The organism is Pseudomonas sp. NFACC05-1 (assembly GCF_900100135.1).
GTDB classification, from domain to species: Bacteria; Pseudomonadota; Gammaproteobacteria; order Pseudomonadales; family Pseudomonadaceae; genus Aquipseudomonas; species Aquipseudomonas fluorescens_Q.
Genome location: NZ_FMTR01000011.1, coordinates 25,691 through 41,246 on the forward strand (window position 1 = coordinate 25,691; position 15,556 = coordinate 41,246).

The 15,556-nt window shown below is 59.3% G+C and carries 20 protein-coding genes and 2 pseudogenes; 10 read left to right on the forward strand and 12 right to left on the reverse strand.

The window, feature by feature from the left end; genetic code table 11:
- Positions 1–104 precede the first annotated feature (104 nt).
- Both BLO97_RS17325 and BLO97_RS17330 read left to right on the forward strand, forming a co-directional pair.
- Complete coding sequence (locus BLO97_RS17325; protein ID WP_072347081.1) at positions 105–686, forward strand: DJ-1/PfpI family protein; 582 nt, start codon at positions 105–107, stop codon at positions 684–686.
- Positions 687–767: 81 nt separating this feature from the next.
- Positions 768–1,112 (forward strand): YegP family protein, encoded by a 345-nt coding sequence (locus BLO97_RS17330; protein WP_057449704.1) that lies wholly within the window; start codon positions 768–770, stop codon positions 1,110–1,112.
- 163 nt (positions 1,113–1,275) lie between these two features.
- Here BLO97_RS17330 and BLO97_RS17335 read toward each other — a convergent pair whose 3' ends face one another.
- Entirely contained in the window at positions 1,276–2,295 is a 1,020-nt protein-coding gene (locus tag BLO97_RS17335) for a DUF4917 family protein (protein ID WP_092148701.1), read from the reverse strand.
- A gap of 140 nt (positions 2,296–2,435) precedes the next feature.
- Here BLO97_RS17335 and yiaY point away from each other — a divergent pair, with 140 nt between their 5' ends.
- Positions 2,436–3,584, forward strand: a complete 1,149-nt coding sequence (gene yiaY, locus BLO97_RS17340) for an L-threonine dehydrogenase (RefSeq protein WP_063322567.1) — start codon at positions 2,436–2,438, stop codon at positions 3,582–3,584.
- A 140-nt stretch (positions 3,585–3,724) separates the two neighbouring features.
- Here yiaY and BLO97_RS17345 read toward each other — a convergent pair whose 3' ends face one another.
- Positions 3,725–4,888, reverse strand: coding sequence for an MFS transporter (locus tag BLO97_RS17345; RefSeq protein WP_092347027.1), 1,164 nt, complete (start codon positions 4,886–4,888; stop codon positions 3,725–3,727).
- Between the two features lie 13 nt (positions 4,889–4,901).
- The gene (locus BLO97_RS17350) at positions 4,902–6,137 is read right to left on the reverse strand and encodes an aminotransferase class I/II-fold pyridoxal phosphate-dependent enzyme (protein WP_063322565.1); all 1,236 of its coding nucleotides are present in this window, start codon (positions 6,135–6,137) and stop codon (positions 4,902–4,904) included.
- 257 nt (positions 6,138–6,394) lie between these two features.
- On the opposite strand from BLO97_RS17350, the gene fos reads away from it, so the two are divergent.
- Positions 6,395–6,808: a fosfomycin resistance glutathione transferase gene (gene fos, locus BLO97_RS17355; protein ID WP_092347030.1), complete on the forward strand. Its 414-nt coding sequence runs from the start codon at positions 6,395–6,397 to the stop codon at positions 6,806–6,808.
- Positions 6,809–6,837: 29 nt separating this feature from the next.
- Here fos and BLO97_RS17360 read toward each other — a convergent pair whose 3' ends face one another.
- Both BLO97_RS17360 and BLO97_RS17365 read right to left on the reverse strand, forming a co-directional pair.
- Entirely contained in the window at positions 6,838–7,122 is a 285-nt protein-coding gene (locus tag BLO97_RS17360; RefSeq protein WP_092347033.1) for a type II toxin-antitoxin system RelE/ParE family toxin, read from the reverse strand.
- The gene (locus BLO97_RS17365; RefSeq protein WP_063322563.1) at positions 7,112–7,351 is read right to left on the reverse strand and encodes a CopG family ribbon-helix-helix protein; all 240 of its coding nucleotides are present in this window, start codon (positions 7,349–7,351) and stop codon (positions 7,112–7,114) included. The genes BLO97_RS17360 and BLO97_RS17365 overlap by 11 nt, the downstream gene beginning before the upstream one ends.
- A 248-nt stretch (positions 7,352–7,599) precedes the next feature.
- Here BLO97_RS17365 and BLO97_RS17370 point away from each other — a divergent pair, with 248 nt between their 5' ends.
- From BLO97_RS17370 to BLO97_RS17380, 3 genes are all read left to right on the forward strand, one after another.
- Positions 7,600–8,949, forward strand: a complete 1,350-nt coding sequence (locus BLO97_RS17370; RefSeq protein WP_092148689.1) for a sensor domain-containing protein — start codon at positions 7,600–7,602, stop codon at positions 8,947–8,949.
- A gap of 325 nt (positions 8,950–9,274) precedes the next feature.
- Positions 9,275–9,778, forward strand: coding sequence for a DUF4142 domain-containing protein (locus tag BLO97_RS17375; RefSeq protein ID WP_063322561.1), 504 nt, complete (start codon positions 9,275–9,277; stop codon positions 9,776–9,778).
- Positions 9,779–9,857: 79 nt separating this feature from the next.
- On the forward strand, positions 9,858–10,766 hold the full coding sequence (locus tag BLO97_RS17380) for an SDR family oxidoreductase (protein ID WP_092224918.1): 909 nt from the start codon (positions 9,858–9,860) through the stop codon (positions 10,764–10,766).
- Positions 10,767–10,814: 48 nt separating this feature from the next.
- Here BLO97_RS17380 and BLO97_RS17385 read toward each other — a convergent pair whose 3' ends face one another.
- Positions 10,815–11,219, reverse strand: a complete 405-nt coding sequence (locus tag BLO97_RS17385; protein ID WP_092148683.1) for a low affinity iron permease family protein — start codon at positions 11,217–11,219, stop codon at positions 10,815–10,817.
- A 176-nt stretch (positions 11,220–11,395) separates the two neighbouring features.
- Between BLO97_RS17385 and BLO97_RS31665 the strand changes: the two genes are divergently transcribed.
- Complete coding sequence (locus tag BLO97_RS31665) at positions 11,396–11,542, forward strand: hypothetical protein (protein ID WP_170862029.1); 147 nt, start codon at positions 11,396–11,398, stop codon at positions 11,540–11,542.
- Between the two features lie 66 nt (positions 11,543–11,608).
- Here BLO97_RS31665 and BLO97_RS17390 read toward each other — a convergent pair whose 3' ends face one another.
- The 5 genes and pseudogenes from BLO97_RS17390 to BLO97_RS17410 form a co-directional block, all read right to left on the reverse strand.
- A complete protein-coding gene (locus tag BLO97_RS17390; protein ID WP_092148680.1) occupies positions 11,609–12,019 on the reverse strand; it encodes a type II toxin-antitoxin system HicB family antitoxin in 411 nt (136 codons plus the stop codon).
- 40 nt (positions 12,020–12,059) lie between these two features.
- Positions 12,060–12,221: pseudogene (locus tag BLO97_RS17395) on the reverse strand (type II toxin-antitoxin system HicA family toxin); the annotation flags it as partial.
- A gap of 285 nt (positions 12,222–12,506) precedes the next feature.
- On the reverse strand, positions 12,507–12,866 hold the full coding sequence (locus BLO97_RS17400) for a helix-turn-helix domain-containing protein (protein ID WP_063325151.1): 360 nt from the start codon (positions 12,864–12,866) through the stop codon (positions 12,507–12,509).
- Positions 12,866–12,991 (reverse strand): annotated as a pseudogene (locus BLO97_RS17405) (type II toxin-antitoxin system HigB family toxin); the annotation flags it as partial. The pseudogene BLO97_RS17405 and the gene BLO97_RS17400, both read right to left, overlap by 1 nt.
- A gap of 101 nt (positions 12,992–13,092) precedes the next feature.
- Positions 13,093–13,722 carry a LysE family translocator gene (locus tag BLO97_RS17410; protein WP_092347039.1) on the reverse strand — a complete coding sequence of 210 codons (630 nt, stop codon included), beginning with the start codon at positions 13,720–13,722 and terminating at the stop codon, positions 13,093–13,095.
- A gap of 145 nt (positions 13,723–13,867) precedes the next feature.
- Here BLO97_RS17410 and BLO97_RS17415 point away from each other — a divergent pair, with 145 nt between their 5' ends.
- Positions 13,868–14,344 carry an Lrp/AsnC family transcriptional regulator gene (locus BLO97_RS17415; RefSeq protein ID WP_092148668.1) on the forward strand — a complete coding sequence of 159 codons (477 nt, stop codon included), beginning with the start codon at positions 13,868–13,870 and terminating at the stop codon, positions 14,342–14,344.
- A gap of 116 nt (positions 14,345–14,460) precedes the next feature.
- On the opposite strand, the gene BLO97_RS17420 is transcribed toward BLO97_RS17415, so the two are convergent.
- Positions 14,461–14,760, reverse strand: a complete 300-nt coding sequence (locus BLO97_RS17420) for a DUF3077 domain-containing protein (protein ID WP_092148664.1) — start codon at positions 14,758–14,760, stop codon at positions 14,461–14,463.
- 368 nt (positions 14,761–15,128) lie between these two features.
- On the opposite strand from BLO97_RS17420, the gene BLO97_RS17425 reads away from it, so the two are divergent.
- On the forward strand, positions 15,129–15,314 hold the full coding sequence (locus tag BLO97_RS17425) for a hypothetical protein (protein WP_033046215.1): 186 nt from the start codon (positions 15,129–15,131) through the stop codon (positions 15,312–15,314).
- Positions 15,315–15,556 lie beyond the last annotated feature (242 nt).

The following is a 15,556-nucleotide window of genomic DNA, read 5'->3' on the forward strand; positions in this document are numbered from 1 at the left end:
GGTGCATCCCGTCAGGTAATCGGCGCTTATCCCTCATCTATTGACGTAGCGGGCTACCTTTAATGCGTTAACCACCCACGCAGCCCCCCAAAGGAGCCCTTCCCATGGCCGCCAAGAAAATCCTCATGCTGGTCGGCGATTACGTCGAAGATTATGAAGTCATGGTGCCGTTCCAGGCCCTGCAGATGATTGGCCACACCGTGCACGCCGTGTGCCCGGACAAAACCGCCGGGCAGACGGTGCGCACGGCGATCCACGATTTCGAAGGCGACCAGACCTACAGTGAAAAACCGGGGCACTTGTTTGCCCTCAACCATGACTTCGCCAACGTCCAGGCCGCCGACTACGACGCGCTGTTGGTGCCGGGGGGACGAGCGCCGGAATACCTGCGCCTGAATGAAACCGTCCTGCAACTGGTGCGCGATTTCGATCTGGCGGGCAAGCCGATTGCCGCGGTGTGCCACGGTGCGCAATTGCTGGCGGCGGCGGGCATTCTCGAAGGGCGTGAATGCAGCGCCTATCCGGCGTGTGCTCCGGAAGTCCGACTGGCGGGCGGGACCTATATCGACATTCCCGTGACCCAAGGCCATGTCCAGGGCAACCTCGCCACTGCACCGGCCTGGCCTGCGCACCCGAGCTGGCTGGCGGGTTTCCTGACGCTGCTGGGCACGGCCATCACATTGTAATAACGCTGCACAGCGGACTGGCAGGGCAAGCGCGGCGGGTCTTTACTCTCGGGGCATGTCTTCATTGCCAGGAGAAAAATCATGTCCGGATGGTACGAAATCAGCAAAAGCAGCAGCGGCCAGTTTCGGTTTGTACTCAAAGCGGCCAACGCCGAAACGATTCTGACCAGTGAGCTGTACACCACCCGCAGCGGTGTCGATGGTGGCATTGCTTCGGTGCAGAAAAACAGTCCGTTGGCCGAGCGCTATGAACTCAAGAACACCAAGGACGGCCATCCGTACTTCAACCTCAAAGCGGCCAACCATGAAGTGATTGGCAGCAGTGAAGCTTATTCATCGGATGCGGCCCGGGACAAAGGCATTGCCAGCGTCAAGGCCAACGGACCGACGACGGTGATCAAGGACAAGACCGTGGCGGCGCTCTGAATTCATCCCTGTGGCAGCGAGCGTCCTGTGGCGAGGGAGCTTGCTCCCGCTCGGCTGCGAAGCAGCCGTCATTTGCACGATGGGACTGCTTCGCAGTCCAGCGGGAGCAAGCTCCCTCGCCACCATTCACTGACGTCGGGTTTCCAGGTCATGCCAGCTCTGGTTAAACCTCCACCGGCACCGACAGCTTCGGATCGCCCAGCGGGTGGCTCTTTGCATCGAAGAAGCGCAATTGCACCTCCAGCCCCTGGAACACCTTGGCGTAATGCCGCTTCTGATGCTGGATGAACGCCTGGCTACGGGGATAGATCGAAATCGCCACGGTCTTCGGTGCGGCCAGGCGCAGGGCTTGCACGATGTGCTTGTCCTGCTCGCCCAGGGCATGGCCGAACAGGCACAGGTTGTCGCCGTGCTGCAGCAACTGGTCGTAGCAGAACGACAGGTAATCGCTGCTGCGGATGGTCTTGAGCTTGTCCTGGCTTGGGCCTTCGTTGACGAACAACGGCACGTCGTCGAGGGTCTTGATCGTGTTGTTGATGGCGAAACTGCCCAGCAAGGTGCCTTCGGTGGAGGTGAGCTTGCGCGCCGTGCCGTCCTGGTTGCGCACCAGGTGCAGGCCGCCGTGCAGGTACAACAGGCGTGGTTTGTCGGTGGTCGCCTGGCTCAGGTCGAAATTGTGATCATCGCCGAAGAACAGGTCGCTGATGCTCTCGGGCGCCTGCTGGATCGCCCAATGGTTGAGCAGGTCGTAGTTGGTGGTGAACACCGTGCGGTAGCGGCTCAGCTCCTGGTTGAGCGTCGCCAGGGTTGAGGGTTGCACCAGGCGCCATGGGATGTGCACCGCATGCACAGTGTTGATCAGTGCTTCCTTGATCGCGTAATAGCGATTGCGCGGCGCGGCGGAGCTGACGGCCAGGGCCTTGTTGACCCGACTGGTGGTTTTAAGCGCAGCGAGTACCTGCTCGAAACTGCGCGTCTGCATCGCATCGAACACGCTCAGCTCCGACGGGCTCAGGGGTTTCTCCTCGACGGTGCGGGCATTTTCGAACAGCGAGTCATAGCCGAAATCATCCCACACTGCGCGGCTGGCCCCGTTGCCCACCAACAGGCCGCTGAAGGCGGTGTCGGCGCGCAAGGCCTCCCAGTCTTCGAGCCGGGTGTCGTATTCCTGGAAATCGGTCATCGCAAGGATCATCTCAAAACGTGGCAAAGGCAGGGCGCGACTTTATCACGACCCAGTCTTGAGCCAGATCAAGATGCGTCATGACTAGTCGGTCATTCTGTAGGCCCTGCCGATCCGGCCTCAACCAGGAGCGTGACCCCATGAGCAGCACTTTTTTCATTCCCGCCGTGAACATCATGGGGCTGGGCTGCCTCGATGAAGCGATGACCGCTATCCGCAACTACGGCTTTCGCAAAGCCCTGATCGTCACCGACGTGGGGCTGGCCAAGGCCGGCGTCGCCACCAAGGTGGCCGAATTGTTGGCGATACAGGACGTCGACTCGGTCATTTTCGACGGCGCCAAGCCCAACCCAAGCATCGCCAACGTCGAGCTCGGGCTGGGGCTGCTGAAGGAGAGCCAGTGTGATTTCGTCGTGTCGCTGGGTGGCGGTTCGCCCCACGACTGCGCCAAGGGCATTGCCCTGTGTGCGACCAACGGCGGGCAGATTCGTGACTATGAAGGCGTCGACCGTTCGAGCAAGCCGCAGCTGCCGCTGATCGCCATCAACACCACGGCGGGCACCGCCAGCGAAATGACCCGTTTTTGCATCATCACCGACGAGACACGCCACGTGAAAATGGCGATTGTCGATCGCAATGTCACCCCATTGATGTCGGTGAACGACCCGGCGCTGATGGTGGCGATGCCCAAGGGCCTGACGGCCGCCACCGGCATGGATGCACTGACCCACGCGATCGAGGCTTATGTCTCCACCGCCGCTACCCCCATCACCGATGCCTGCGCCCTGAAGGCCATCACCCTGATCAGCAACAACCTGCGCCTGGCCGTGCGTGACGGCAATGACCTGACCGCGCGGGAGAACATGGCCTACGCGCAGTTTCTCGCGGGGATGGCGTTCAACAATGCATCGCTGGGTTTCGTGCACGCGATGGCGCACCAGTTGGGTGGCTTCTACGACCTGCCTCATGGTGTATGCAACGCGGTGCTGTTGCCTCATGTGCAGAGCTTCAATGCTTCGGTATGCGCCGTTCGGCTGACCGACGTGGCCCATGCCATGGGCGCCGATACACGCGGTTTCAGCCCGGAAGAGGGAGCCCGGGACGCCATTGCGGCGATCCGCAAACTGGCCCTTGACGTGGACATTCCGGCCGGTTTGCGTGACCTGGGCGTACGCCTCAACGACGTACCGGTGCTGGCCGCCAACGCCTTGAAAGACGCCTGCGGCCTGACCAACCCACGGGCGGCGGACCAGCGGCAGATCGAAGAGATTTTCCGCAGCGCGTTCTAGGCTTTGTATGAAAAGTCGCCGAGCGGCGATCAGGCAAGGCGAAAACAGGCGAGGAAGCGGAGTTGACTGGTTGTCAATGAGCATTCCGAGCCTGTTTTCAACGCAGCATGATCGTCGCGCAGGCACTTTTCGTACAAAGCCTAAGCGACCCGGGGTGGCACGAACTTCACACAGAGCATCGCCGCCGCCCCCAACAGTGCGCATAACGCCGCCAGCGGCCAGGCCTGTTGGCTCAACAACAGGCTGGCCATGGCACCGATCACCGAGGCCATCAGTTGGTGCAGGAACCCACTCAACGCCATGGCATAGGCGCCGGCCACCGGTGAGCCTTCGTTGGCCAGGGACAGGCTGATGGGGTAGATCAACGACTGGCCAAACACCGCGAAGCAATACGGCAGCCAGAAGAGCAGCGCAATACTGCTCAAGGTGAGGCTGCCTGCCAGCATGCTCATACTCCCGCCCAGCACCAGGGCAATGCCCCAGCCCATCATTCGCCGTTGACCGGTACGCAATACAAAAGCATTCACCACCAGCGCCCCAAGCAAGTACGCCGCACTGACCGGCCAGCCCAGCAGGCCGTATTCAATGGGTGACCAGTGGAAGCTCTCCTGCAGGATCAGTGGCGCGGCGGTGTTGAAGGCGACGATCACGCCGTAACCCAGCCCACCGGCCAAGGCCGGCAGCAGGAACGCGGGTTGTCGCAGGATGTGCCCGTAGATGCCCCACGCCGATTGCCCGTTGCCGGTTTGCACCAGCATCGGGAACCTGGCCCGGGACACCGCCGCTGCCATGGCCAGGCTGACGGCGCCCAAGCCTAGGAAAATCGCCTCCCAGCCGAAAACGGCCTGGATCAGCGAGCCCAGGTACTGGCCGATACCGAGGGCAATCACAAAGGCGATCGATATCCATGACAGTGCCTTGGCCAACAGGTCGCCGCTGAAACTGTCCCGAATCAGTACCCGCGCCATCACCGAGATACCGCTGGCACCGATGCCCTGGATCAACCTGAGCGTCAGGAACGCCTCCACGGTTGTGCCCAGCGGCAGGGCCAGGTTGCCCAAGCCGTACAACCCCAAGGCCGCCAGCAAGACCGGCTTGCGCCCCAGCCGTTGGCTCAGGCTGCCCCACAGCAACATGGGCAGCGCCATGCCGATCAGGTACACCGACAAGCCCCAGGAAACCCGGGACGCATCGGCGCCCAGGTCCCGGGCGATATCGGGCAGGGCCGGCAAGTAGATGCTCATGCCCAGCTGGGCCAGGAAAACGGTAGTGCAAGTGACGATCAGGGTTGTACGGTTCTTCATCGAGCGTCCTGTCTCAAGGGCGGATGTCACGCCCGTGGGTCAGCAGCAGTTCGGTGATCTTTTCGCAAAACGAGCGAATCACGTTCGGCTCCATGTCGGCGCGCAGGGTGATGCGTATGGCGGCTTTGCCTTGCGGCACCACGGGAAAAAAGACCGCTGAAGTGAAATACCCCAGTTCGGCCAGTTCGACGGCCAGGCTGTTGGCCAGGGCTGCTTCACCGCAGGGCACCATGCGGATTGCCATGGGATTGCCACGCTGTTCAGTGCGCACGAGGCTGTCGAAGAAGCGGATATTAGCTTGCAAACGTTCCTGCAGGGCGCTGAATTCTCGACTGCGGTGCAGGCGTATCGACGCCATACCGGCGCCGATGGCCGCTGCGTTCAGGCTCTGGGACCAATTGCTCGGCCCACCGTAACGCTGCACCAGCGCTTTGTGCCGCTCGCTACCAAACATGACCATCCCGCCACTGGCCCCGAATGACTTGGCCAAGGACGCAACGATCAGGGTGCGTTCATCCACGGCCGGGACGCGCGAACGGACCAGGCCTGCGCCGGACTCCCCGACCGCAGACAGCGCGTGGGAGTCATCCAGATAAAGAAACAGGCCATAGCGTTGCTTGAGATACATCAGGCTGTCCAGGTCCGCCAATCCGCCCATGCTGTAGGCGCTGTCGGCCACGTACGCCACGCAGCGCTGGCGTTTGCACAGGTCTTCGATGAAGTCCATGTCGTTGTGCGGGCACGTGACGACCTGGGTTTCATCGGCACAGGCGGCCTTGCTGTGGTTCATCGAGTAATGGGCATGTTTGTCAAACACCATGACCGGCGAACAATGGTTGGTGAATGCACCGCTGGCCAGCAGCGGCAGGATTCCGGCGCTTGCCGCACTGCACGACAGGGCACTGAGGCAACTGGCGCCAAACAGCTCCGACAATTGGGTTTCGTACTGGTCCAGGATCGCCAGTTTGCAGCGATTCCTTGAGTTGGCGACCCGCAGGGTCCCGGTTTCCCACAGGGCCGTCATGGCGCCGTCCAGCAATGCGGGGTGATAGTCCAGGCCCAGGTAGGACGTGGTACAGAAATGATGAAAGGTACGACCGTATTGGTCGACCAGCACATTGGGTGTCTTGACCTCGACATTCAGCCCTGAGACCTTTCCGGCCTCGGTGCCCTGCCAGTTCTGGTCTGCCAGGGAAATCACCTTGCGGTAGTGGGTGAAGTGATGGGGTGCTTGAGCGGTCTGGTTCATGGTGCGATTACATTCCTTGGTGAATGGTGCTGTCCGTGGGGTGTTTCGATAGCGGTGTGTTTCCAGACTTTACAGATTGTTGTGCAGGGCTTTGAATCGGCTGTTTCTGGCGTGTTTGAGTGTCACTGGAGAGTTCTGCGTAGGACTTTGCCTAGGGCCTTGGACGGGGAATCCGTCGGCGATGTCGGAGCTTGGAAGTACCCTGGGTTCGCCCCACGCCCACTGGGTTATCACTCTTTTCTGAAGGTGGTTTGCTGATGCTCTCAGGCTTCAATCATCTGACCCTTGCCGTCACCGACCTGGATCGCAGCGTGGGTTTTTATGGCGAGCTATTACAGCTGCGTCTCGAAGCCAAGTGGGACCGCGGGGCCTATTTGTCGCTGCCGGGTTTGTGGTTGTGCCTGGCTTTCGACCCATTGCGCCGGCCCCAGCCGGCGGCGGACTACACCCATTACGCTTTCAGCATCACTGCCGAGGATTTCCCGGAACTGGTGGCGCGGCTGAACGCGGCCCAGGTGTCATCATGGCGCGACAACCGCAGCGAGGGTGATTCGTTCTACTTTCTCGACCCGGACGGGCACAAGCTTGAAGTGCATGTGGGCGACCTGGCGTCGCGGTTGAAGGCTTGTCGACAGGCACCGTATGCCGGTATGGCGTTTTTTACGGAGTGACGGGGTTGCGTTGAAGCGAGTGGCTGCACCTACCAGGCGTTGGGCGGCAATCGTCGCGTATGGAACAGTCGCAGGATTTGCACACGTCCGTGGCGAACGCGATAGGGCATCAGGTATGGGCGGTCGGGGACAACCCATTCACGGGTGCCAGCCAGGCGGCCTTCACGACCGGACGCAGGGAATTGAGCAAGTTGCTCGACGCTCATGAGGATTGCCTTGACGAAGTGCGCTGCTGCTTTTGGATTGTCCAGCGCAATATAAGCGGCTTCGTCGTCCAGATTCTTGAGGGCAGTACGCAGCCACTCAACCTGCATTGTTCATCCATTTTTCGGCAATCGTGCTGACATCCTCGGGACTCGCGAAGTCACCTGCATCTGCCTCATGCAAGGCTTCTTGGATTTCCTTGATCTGCCAGGCTTCACGGGCTAGGTATTCGCGTAGCGCATCGACGGCCAGGAATGATTTGCTGCGCCCGGTAGCCTTGGCCAATACCGCCAGGGTTTCGGCGACGTCATCGGGCAAGCGCAATGACATGATGGACATGATGATCTCGTTGTAGTGGTTTGTAATACAACATACTACATCGTCCTTGAAGTGTGGCCAGTCCCGTTGGTCTCCATCGTTTGTGTGAATGTTCGTCCCGATATCGAGGCTCATCCTCTACAGTCTGATCCCCTGCGCTATCCTCATCGCTACAGGGGGCGAGTCGTTCTCGCTCGTTGTATCGGCGTCACGAACTGACGATCACCCGCTTCGCTCACCGCTGCATTATCCGGATGACCTCCAGCCCCATGGACACTCGAAGTTCCGCGCCGCTGGCCAGCTACATCGATCTTCTGCTGGACGCCGTGTGTGCCGTCGACGGCCAAGGGCGTTTCGTGTTCGTCAGTGCTGCCTGCGAACAGATCTTTGGCTACACGCCGCAGGAACTGATCGGCCAGCTAATGATCGACCTGGTGCATCCCGCCGACCGCCAGCGGACCCTTGAGGCGGCGCGGGAGATCATGGACGGCGAGCCCAAGCTCAATTTCGAGAACCGCTACGTGCGCAAGGACGGGCGGGTGGTGCACATCCTGTGGTCGGCGCGCTGGTCGCCGGCGGACCAGCTGCGCATTGCCGTGGCCCGAGACATCACCGAGCGCAAGCAGGCCGAGTCCCGACAGGCGGCGTTGTATGCGATTTCCGAGGCGGCCCATGCCGCGGCAGACCTGCTGGCGCTGTTCAAGCGCATCCACCTGATTATTGGCGAGTGGCTGCCGGCGCTGAATTTCTCGGTGGCGCTGTATGACGAACAATGTTCGCAGCTGAACTTCCCCTATCACGTCGACGATCGGGAAGGGCAGCCCGAGTTGCCAGGCACGGTCACCGGGCGTTTGTGCGCCGAGGTGATTCGCAGCGGCCAGCCGATCCTGCTGACGCCTGGTTGTAATGACTTGCCGCCGGGGTTCGATGACCTTGTAGCGCGGCCGGATGCGCCGTGTTGGCTGGGCGTGCCGCTGAACTCGCAGAGCGGTACGATTGGCGCGCTGATCGTCAAGAGTGCGCCGCACAACGAGCGCTACACCGAGCAGGACAAGGAACTGCTGCAATACGTCTGCGCACAGATCACCGTCGCCATCGAGCGCAAGCAGTTGCACGCCCGGTTGCAGCACATGGCTCAGTACGATCAATTGACCCAGGTGCCCAACCGCGAATTACTCCGTGAACGGTTCAAGTGTGCATTGGCGACCGCTCGCGCGGCGTCCGGGCGCATGGCCTTGCTGTACATCGACCTGGACCGTTTCAAGCAGATCAACGACACCTATGGCCACGGGGTTGGCGACATGCTGTTACAAGCGGTGGCCAATCGTCTCAAGGGCTGTATCCGCGACACCGACACCGTGGCACGTATTGGTGGGGACGAGTTCGTGGTGCTGCTGCACAGCATCCAGGCCTTGGCGGATGCCCAACGCGTGCAGGAAAAAATCCGCCATGCATTGGCCCAGCCACTGCGCCTGGACGGGCACTGCCTAAGCATCGAACCGAGCATCGGCGTGGCCTGTTTCCCCGACCATGGCACTGAAGATGTTGCCCTGTTCCGCCACGCCGACGAGGCGATGTATGCCGCCAAACGCCAGAATCACAGGGCGTTCGGCATCTGAAAGCACGCCACCGTTCGTCGTGGCACGAGCACCTTTCTCAAACCTTCAACCCGTATCCAATTCGAATATAAGAAGGGGGCTGCGCGCCCTGCATCCACGAATAGGGGGGGCCGGACCATGCCCGCTTCAAGCGGTATTTATCTGGCAAACATTGCTCATGATCGAACGAAGGTGTCCGAAGCGGGTCGCAGAAGTGGGAGAACCACCATCACGAGCGTCGATAGAAACCGTCGAAAGCCGGGTCGCACGTTTCGCTGTATTCATGGCTGGTTCTGATTCAACGGTGGATAAACCGCCAGAACTTTCATCAGAGGAGGGCGCGATCATGAGCCGTATGGCCAGTTTTTTTCGCACCACCAGTGTTGTCGTGTTGATGGGCCTGGGCGCCAACAGTGCCTGGGCCCAATCGCCTGCCGAATTCATCAACGATGCTTCCGCCAAAGGCATGGCCGACATCGAGACAAGTCGCATGGCCCACGGAAAAGCCGAATCCAGGGAGGTCAAGGACTACACCATCATGGTGATCAACGACCGCACCACGGCCAATCAACACTTGGCGAAGATCGCCAAGAAGCTCGACTTGCCTGTCGCTCCCCGGGAGGAGGTGGCTGACAAGGCCAAGGCCCTGATGCCGCAGGTCAAGGAAGGCGAGTCGTTCGAGGCTGCGTATGCCGCCACCCAGGTCAAGGCCACCGAGGAGGCCATCGCGCAGATCCAGCAGCAGGCCCAGACCACCGAAGTGCCGGAGATCAAGGCGTTTGCCGATGAAACCCTGCCTAAATTGCAGACCCATCTTGAAATGGCCAGGGCGCTGCAAGCCAGCCGTTGATCTGCCGCATCTGCTTTTGCATTCAGGACCGGGGCGTCAGCGTCCCGGCTGTTTTTGCCCGCCGAAAAGGAGAACCTCGATGTCCACACGCCGAGAGCCCAACCAATACGCGATGCAGAACCCACTGACCCAATATCCGCGCCCACCCTTTCCCGACCAGCCGCAGTCGCCACCGGGCATTGACCAGGACATGGTGCCCAAGCCCGATCATGGTGAAAACAGTTACCAGGGCTTCGGGCGTCTGGAAGGGCGCAAGGCCCTGGTCACCGGTGGTGACTCAGGCATCGGTCGTGCCGCCGCCATCGCCTATGCCCGCGAGGGCGCGGATGTCGCGATCAACTACTTGCCCAGCGAAGAGCGGGATGCGCGGCAAGTCATCGAGCTGATCGAAGCCGAAGGCCGCAAGGCGATTGCGATTCCCGGCGACCTCAAGGACGAAACCTTTTGCGTGCAATTGGTCAAGAGTGCCCACGAGCAATTGGGCGGCCTGGATATTGTGGTGAACGTTGCCGGCAAGCAGGAAGCGCAAAAAGACATTGCCGACATCACCACTGCGCAATTCGACGACACCATGAAAACCAACATCTATGCGATGTTCTGGATCTGCAAGGCAGCGGTGCCGCTGATGCCGGCGGGGGCGACCATCATCAACACCGCATCGATCCAATCCTACGACCCGTCCGCGACGCTGTTGGATTACGCCACGACCAAAGCGGCCATCGTGGCGTTCACCAAGGCGTTGGCCGGACAAGTCATCAGCAAGGGCATCCGGGTCAATGCCGTGGCACCGGGACCGATTTGGACCGTGCTGCAACCCAGTGGCGGCCAACCGCAGGAGAAGATTCCTTCCTTTGGCGCGCAGGTGCCGATGAAACGTCCAGGCCAACCGGCCGAATGCGCGCCGCTCTATGTATTGCTGGCATCCCAGGAGTCGAGCTACATCACTGGGGAAGTGTTTGGCGTGACGGGCGGTAACCCACTGCCTTGACGCTTGGCCGAACCGCGCGAGTGGGCATGTCACCCACTCGCGCATCTCTCAGCACTGGTTCAGGTCGATCTTGCTTTTCGCTTCCAGGCCTTCAAGGCTTCTGACCTCGTCGTTGCCCATGGCCTGGTAGTGTTTCCTCAGCGCCTCCAGTTGCTTGAGGTCCAGGGATTCGAGTCCGAGCATTGCGTTTTGTGCCTCCTTGGTCGCTCTCAACAGTTCATCGATCTTCAGGTGCAAGATGTCTGTATCGCGGTTCTGCGTGTTCTGAATCAGGAACACCATGAGGAAGGTAATGATCGTGGTTGAGGTGTTGATGATCAACTGCCAGGTGTCGTTGAAACCGAAGAAAGGTCCGCTGGCTGCCCACAGTGCCAACAATACGATGGCCCCCAGGAATGTCTTGGGGCTCCCCGCCCAGAGGGCCAGTTTTTGAGCGATTTTTGCGAACGTCATTGCCGTGTTTCCTTATTGGATGCACCTGTCTGGTGTGACAGCAACGAGGCGGTGAAGATTCTACTTACATTTCAGTCCCCAACATCCGTCGACGTTCATCGTTCGGCACGATGACAGTCGCAACCATTGCCGCTCTCGCAGGTCACTGCTGAAAGCCCTCGGCATTGGAGTACATCATGAATCTCGCCCGCACTTTTTGCCTTGCCTGCTGCTTGTTCACTCTGCAAGGCTGTTTCGACAACTCGGATAACGAGACCAAGGACAACACCGACGGCACCAAGTCTTCGGTGCAGATGCAGGAGTCCGGGGCTGAGAAAAAATAGACGGCCCGCAGCCATCGGAGGGGCGATTGCAAACCCCTGTGGGAGCGAGCTCGCTCCCACAAACGTTCACCGCCCTTGCTGCAATACCTTGAGAGCGGCAGAAGCGAGGAACCCTGACCGGCTCTTCTCTTCAGGATGGTGCAACACATATTCATCAATGCGATTCAGCAGATAACCGGGCAACGTGATGTTGAGTTTCTGCGCCTTGCCCAGGTACTTAGTGACATCGATGTCCACCAGCGCCCAAGTGCAGCCGGCATACTTTGGATTAGCTGCATGCAGGGTGACGGTGTTGGCTGGCGGAATCGCCGAACCGTCCTCGGCCAAAATCTCGAAGTGTCCCTCAATGGCCTCACGCGCCATCGCCATGGCCTCGTCCAGGTCATCGCCTGCGGAAAAACATCCGGGAATATCCGGCACTTCAACACCCCAGGCGTGCTTGTCATCGCCCATGGAAATCGCAATCGGGTAAAGCATATTCATCGTCCTCCGGGAACGCAGGGCAACGGGGCGGCTGAAGCAGCGCCTGTTGCAAAATACTGATGGCCGTTTTCTTGAGCAGGTCCTTCTTCGGATGAGGAACCGTGACCAATCCCGGCTTGGTCGGGTGCTTGAAGTGATGGTGGCTGCCCCGAACCCGCACCAGATACCAACCGTCTGCAATGATTTGGCTTATCAAGAATCGGCTATTTCACAACACCTCCGTGTGGTGTGCTTGGTGGGTACTATACCTACTGAAATTTAATGATCAACACTATAACCACCAGCGACGACACTGGCGGGTGGCTGAGTGGGTTGCTTCGAAGTGTAGAAGCCGCGCCCGGTAAGGACTGCGGGGGAGAGGGAGTGAGTTATTTCGGGATGTGATGAGGGTGGTAGTGACTAAAACGAGGACCTCAAAAACCGGTCACGATGGACCGGTTCTATTTGAGATGTTGGTGGGATTGGTCGATGCCATCACGTGTTAGGCAACGTCCGCCAAAAGGCTCTCGTAAGGGATTCGCAATCCATCGTGAAGGCGTTTAATCATCGCCAGACTCAGTTTGCGTTTGCGGTTCAGCACTTCAGATACACGCCCGCTCGAACCGAGGAACGGTTCCAAGTCGCGCGCGGTCAAGCCTTGCTGATCCATCCGGAATTTGATGGCCTCAATTGGATCGGAAGGCGGCATTGGGTAGTGCTCGTCCTCATATTTTTCGATCAGCAAGGCAAGGATTTCCAGCTCATCGCCTTCAGCCGAACCGACGTCAGCCCCCCAGAGTTGCTCGATGCGCGCAAAGGCTGCATTCAGATCATCTTGGTTGCGAATGGGTTTGATGTTCATCATACGGTCTCCGCATTGATTTGGTCGTACTGGGCATGGGTTCCGACGAACCGGACAAAACCGAGTTGGCGCTGATAGTCGATCGCCAGAATGATTCGGTATTTGTTACCGCCGAATAATGCCACGTGGCGAGGGAGCTTGCTCCCGCTGGGCTGCGTAGCAGCCCCCGGGTTCAGCCCAGTTCGCCTCGCTCCAGGTGTCCGTCCGACCAGCTTATCCACAGGCACTAGGCCTGCTGCACAAACGTCAGCCGCACTGCAAACCCAATCAAAAGACTCCCAAACAACCACTGCTGCACGCGCTGGGCCGAAGGCGAGCGTTGAAGCCAGCGCCCAAGCGCGACACCTACCAGCGCGTAGGCGCTATCGAACAACAAACCCACGCTGACCAACATCACACCCAGGGCCGCAAACTGCCCCAGCACCGGCCCGCCCTGTGGATCGATGAATTGCGGCAACAACACCGAGCAAAACAACAATGCCTTGGGGTTGAGCAGATTGGTCAGCAGACCGCGCCGAATCGCCTGGTACCAACGCCGTTTTCCGGCCTCGACACCGGCTCCTTCAAAACTCGGCAACAACGTGGTCCTCAGGCATTGAAAACCGATCCATAACAAATAGGCCGCCCCGGCCAGGCGCACCGCATCAAAGGTCCAGGGCGCGGTCTTGAACAATGCCGAAAGCCCCAATGCGGCCAGCGCGACATGACATCCCCGGGCAACCCCTAGGCCCACCGCCGTCGCCAGCGCCGCGCCCTTGCCCTGGCGGGCACCGGTTTGCAGCAGCAGGATCATGTCCGGCCCAGGCAGCACATACACCACCATCAAGGCCATCAGGAACAACCAGAGCTCTGCCATGCCACATCCCCCTTCATCGACGATTCGGTCGTGCCAGTCTAGGGCCGAAGGGCAGGGCAGGTGGTTGCGAAGTCAGCTTCTAAAGCTCAGGAAATTGGCATAACCTGCCATGTACTCGTGTTATTCAATCGGGAAATGCCAATTCATGAAACTGGATGCCTTCGACCGCAAAATCCTCGCCGCGCTGCAACGCGATGGTCGTCTGAGCAATGTGCAACTGGCCGAAGAAATTGGCCTGTCCCCGTCACCCTGCCTGCGCCGCGTGCGGATGCTCGAAGACGCCGGTGTGATTCGTGGTTATCAAGCCATTCTGGATCGCGACGAAGTGGGCCTCGGGCTGACGATCTTTGTCGGCGTGAAGGTCGAACGACACAACGACGAACAAGCCGAAGCGTTTCGCCAGGCGGTCACGGCGTTGCCGGAGGTGATCTCGGCGTTCCTGGTCTCAGGCGAATCGGATTTTCTGTTGCAAGTGGTGGTGCCGGATCTGCGGGCCTACGACCGGTTCCTCACCGGGCGGTTGCTGAAGTTGCCGGGGGTGAGTGACATCCGGAGCAATTTTGCGATTCATACGGTGAAGACGCCGGGGGCGTTGCCGTTGGGGCATTTGCCTGGGGGCTGAGCAACACAAGTAGGCAGCCAAGATACAAAAAGCCCCGCTGCGAAAAACCGCCGGGGCTTTTTGGTTTGTCGTTAGGTGGGAGTCTTGCGGCTCCCATTCTCAAACGTACGGTCTATCTATTGTTTCTCGGCTTTTTTTCTAACTTCAACTTCCGATCTAGGCGTAATGACTTTCACAACGTCATCAATTACTGCCTTGCTCATCTCCAACAAAAAATGCGCAGCCCAGGCGTAGCGGTCGGTGCTCTTCTCAAACGCCGCGTCTTCGGCAAGCCGGTGGGCGAGATGCAAAAGATCCGACGCCCGTTCCAATGCCTCTTGGATAGGGACGCCGCCGTTGACTCGGAACAGTGCTCGATCAGCGGAATAGTTGAAGGGGGTGTAGCCGATGGTTTTGAGCTCAGTGTTTTCGTTCATGGTCTGCCTCCGTTGATCGAGAAGCAGTAAATTCGAGGCCTGAGATTTGGCTGGTTTAAAAATGATCTGTTTTGCTGCGAGGTACGCATTGTCTAGCTCCCGTGAAGCGCGGTTGCATGACTCACGGGTTCCCAAGCCCGATCGCTGATTTGCAGCGACGTCTGGAGAGTAGCCATCGAAGGACAAGGGCGACAAGGCGAAAACTCGCCAAAAAGTAAGGTAAGCGCACCCCCTACGCAGTTTTCGGATTTTGCCTACAAATCTTCATGGTAGCCATACGATATTTTAATTGCGCTGATTCTCCAGACCCAGGGATCAGATGCTGTTGATGGACAGACAGGGCCCCGCGACCTCGGAGGAGAAATGACATGTCCACACATCGAAGTCATCAAGCAAGCATTGAGCAATTGCATCGAGAGGTAGAGGCTTTGGCAGAAGAAATGAGGCGCCCGGCCCCGACCACATTCCGCGTTACGTGGTTGCCGTTCAGCATCGGTGCAGCGTTCGCTCTGACCGTGTTTGTCGTCGTCGCTTTTGTCGCTAAGCATGTTTGATGCTCTATCGCTGAGATACCTTTTTTCGGCGATGCCGTGGCGGTAGCCGGCTCAAGGCGTCTTCGGCTTGCAAGAGGGTGCTTTCTCGATAACGTCGAGGATGTGGAAATGGGGGCGTATTATTTTGGACGGAGATGGGGAGCCATCTATCTACGCTCGGAGATCACCTCACACTTCCCCAAATCAGCCATAAAAAAACCGGCCACCAAGAGCCGGTTTTTTAATCCATCGTCAAAAAACAT

Excerpts from the sequence above, each read along its gene's own strand:
- BLO97_RS17325 (WP_072347081.1), top strand. The coding sequence starts at position 105 with ATGGCCGCCAAGAAAATCCTCATGCTGGTCGGCGATTACGTCGAAGAT.
- BLO97_RS17330 (WP_057449704.1), top strand. The coding sequence starts at position 768 with ATGTCCGGATGGTACGAAATCAGCAAAAGCAGCAGCGGCCAGTTTCGG.
- BLO97_RS17335 (WP_092148701.1), bottom strand. The coding sequence starts at position 2,295 with ATGACCGATTTCCAGGAATACGACACCCGGCTCGAAGACTGGGAGGCC.
- yiaY (WP_063322567.1), top strand. The coding sequence starts at position 2,436 with ATGAGCAGCACTTTTTTCATTCCCGCCGTGAACATCATGGGGCTGGGC.
- BLO97_RS17345 (WP_092347027.1), bottom strand. The coding sequence starts at position 4,888 with ATGAAGAACCGTACAACCCTGATCGTCACTTGCACTACCGTTTTCCTG.
- BLO97_RS17350 (WP_063322565.1), bottom strand. The coding sequence starts at position 6,137 with ATGAACCAGACCGCTCAAGCACCCCATCACTTCACCCACTACCGCAAG.
- fos (WP_092347030.1), top strand. The coding sequence starts at position 6,395 with ATGCTCTCAGGCTTCAATCATCTGACCCTTGCCGTCACCGACCTGGAT.
- BLO97_RS17360 (WP_092347033.1), bottom strand. The coding sequence starts at position 7,122 with ATGCAGGTTGAGTGGCTGCGTACTGCCCTCAAGAATCTGGACGACGAA.
- BLO97_RS17365 (WP_063322563.1), bottom strand. The coding sequence starts at position 7,351 with ATGTCCATCATGTCATTGCGCTTGCCCGATGACGTCGCCGAAACCCTG.
- BLO97_RS17370 (WP_092148689.1), top strand. The coding sequence starts at position 7,600 with ATGGACACTCGAAGTTCCGCGCCGCTGGCCAGCTACATCGATCTTCTG.
- BLO97_RS17375 (WP_063322561.1), top strand. The coding sequence starts at position 9,275 with ATGAGCCGTATGGCCAGTTTTTTTCGCACCACCAGTGTTGTCGTGTTG.
- BLO97_RS17380 (WP_092224918.1), top strand. The coding sequence starts at position 9,858 with ATGTCCACACGCCGAGAGCCCAACCAATACGCGATGCAGAACCCACTG.
- BLO97_RS17385 (WP_092148683.1), bottom strand. The coding sequence starts at position 11,219 with ATGACGTTCGCAAAAATCGCTCAAAAACTGGCCCTCTGGGCGGGGAGC.
- BLO97_RS31665 (WP_170862029.1), top strand. The coding sequence starts at position 11,396 with ATGAATCTCGCCCGCACTTTTTGCCTTGCCTGCTGCTTGTTCACTCTG.
- BLO97_RS17390 (WP_092148680.1), bottom strand. The coding sequence starts at position 12,019 with ATGCTTTACCCGATTGCGATTTCCATGGGCGATGACAAGCACGCCTGG.
- BLO97_RS17400 (WP_063325151.1), bottom strand. The coding sequence starts at position 12,866 with ATGAACATCAAACCCATTCGCAACCAAGATGATCTGAATGCAGCCTTT.
- BLO97_RS17410 (WP_092347039.1), bottom strand. The coding sequence starts at position 13,722 with ATGGCAGAGCTCTGGTTGTTCCTGATGGCCTTGATGGTGGTGTATGTG.
- BLO97_RS17415 (WP_092148668.1), top strand. The coding sequence starts at position 13,868 with ATGAAACTGGATGCCTTCGACCGCAAAATCCTCGCCGCGCTGCAACGC.
- BLO97_RS17420 (WP_092148664.1), bottom strand. The coding sequence starts at position 14,760 with ATGAACGAAAACACTGAGCTCAAAACCATCGGCTACACCCCCTTCAAC.
- BLO97_RS17425 (WP_033046215.1), top strand. The coding sequence starts at position 15,129 with ATGTCCACACATCGAAGTCATCAAGCAAGCATTGAGCAATTGCATCGA.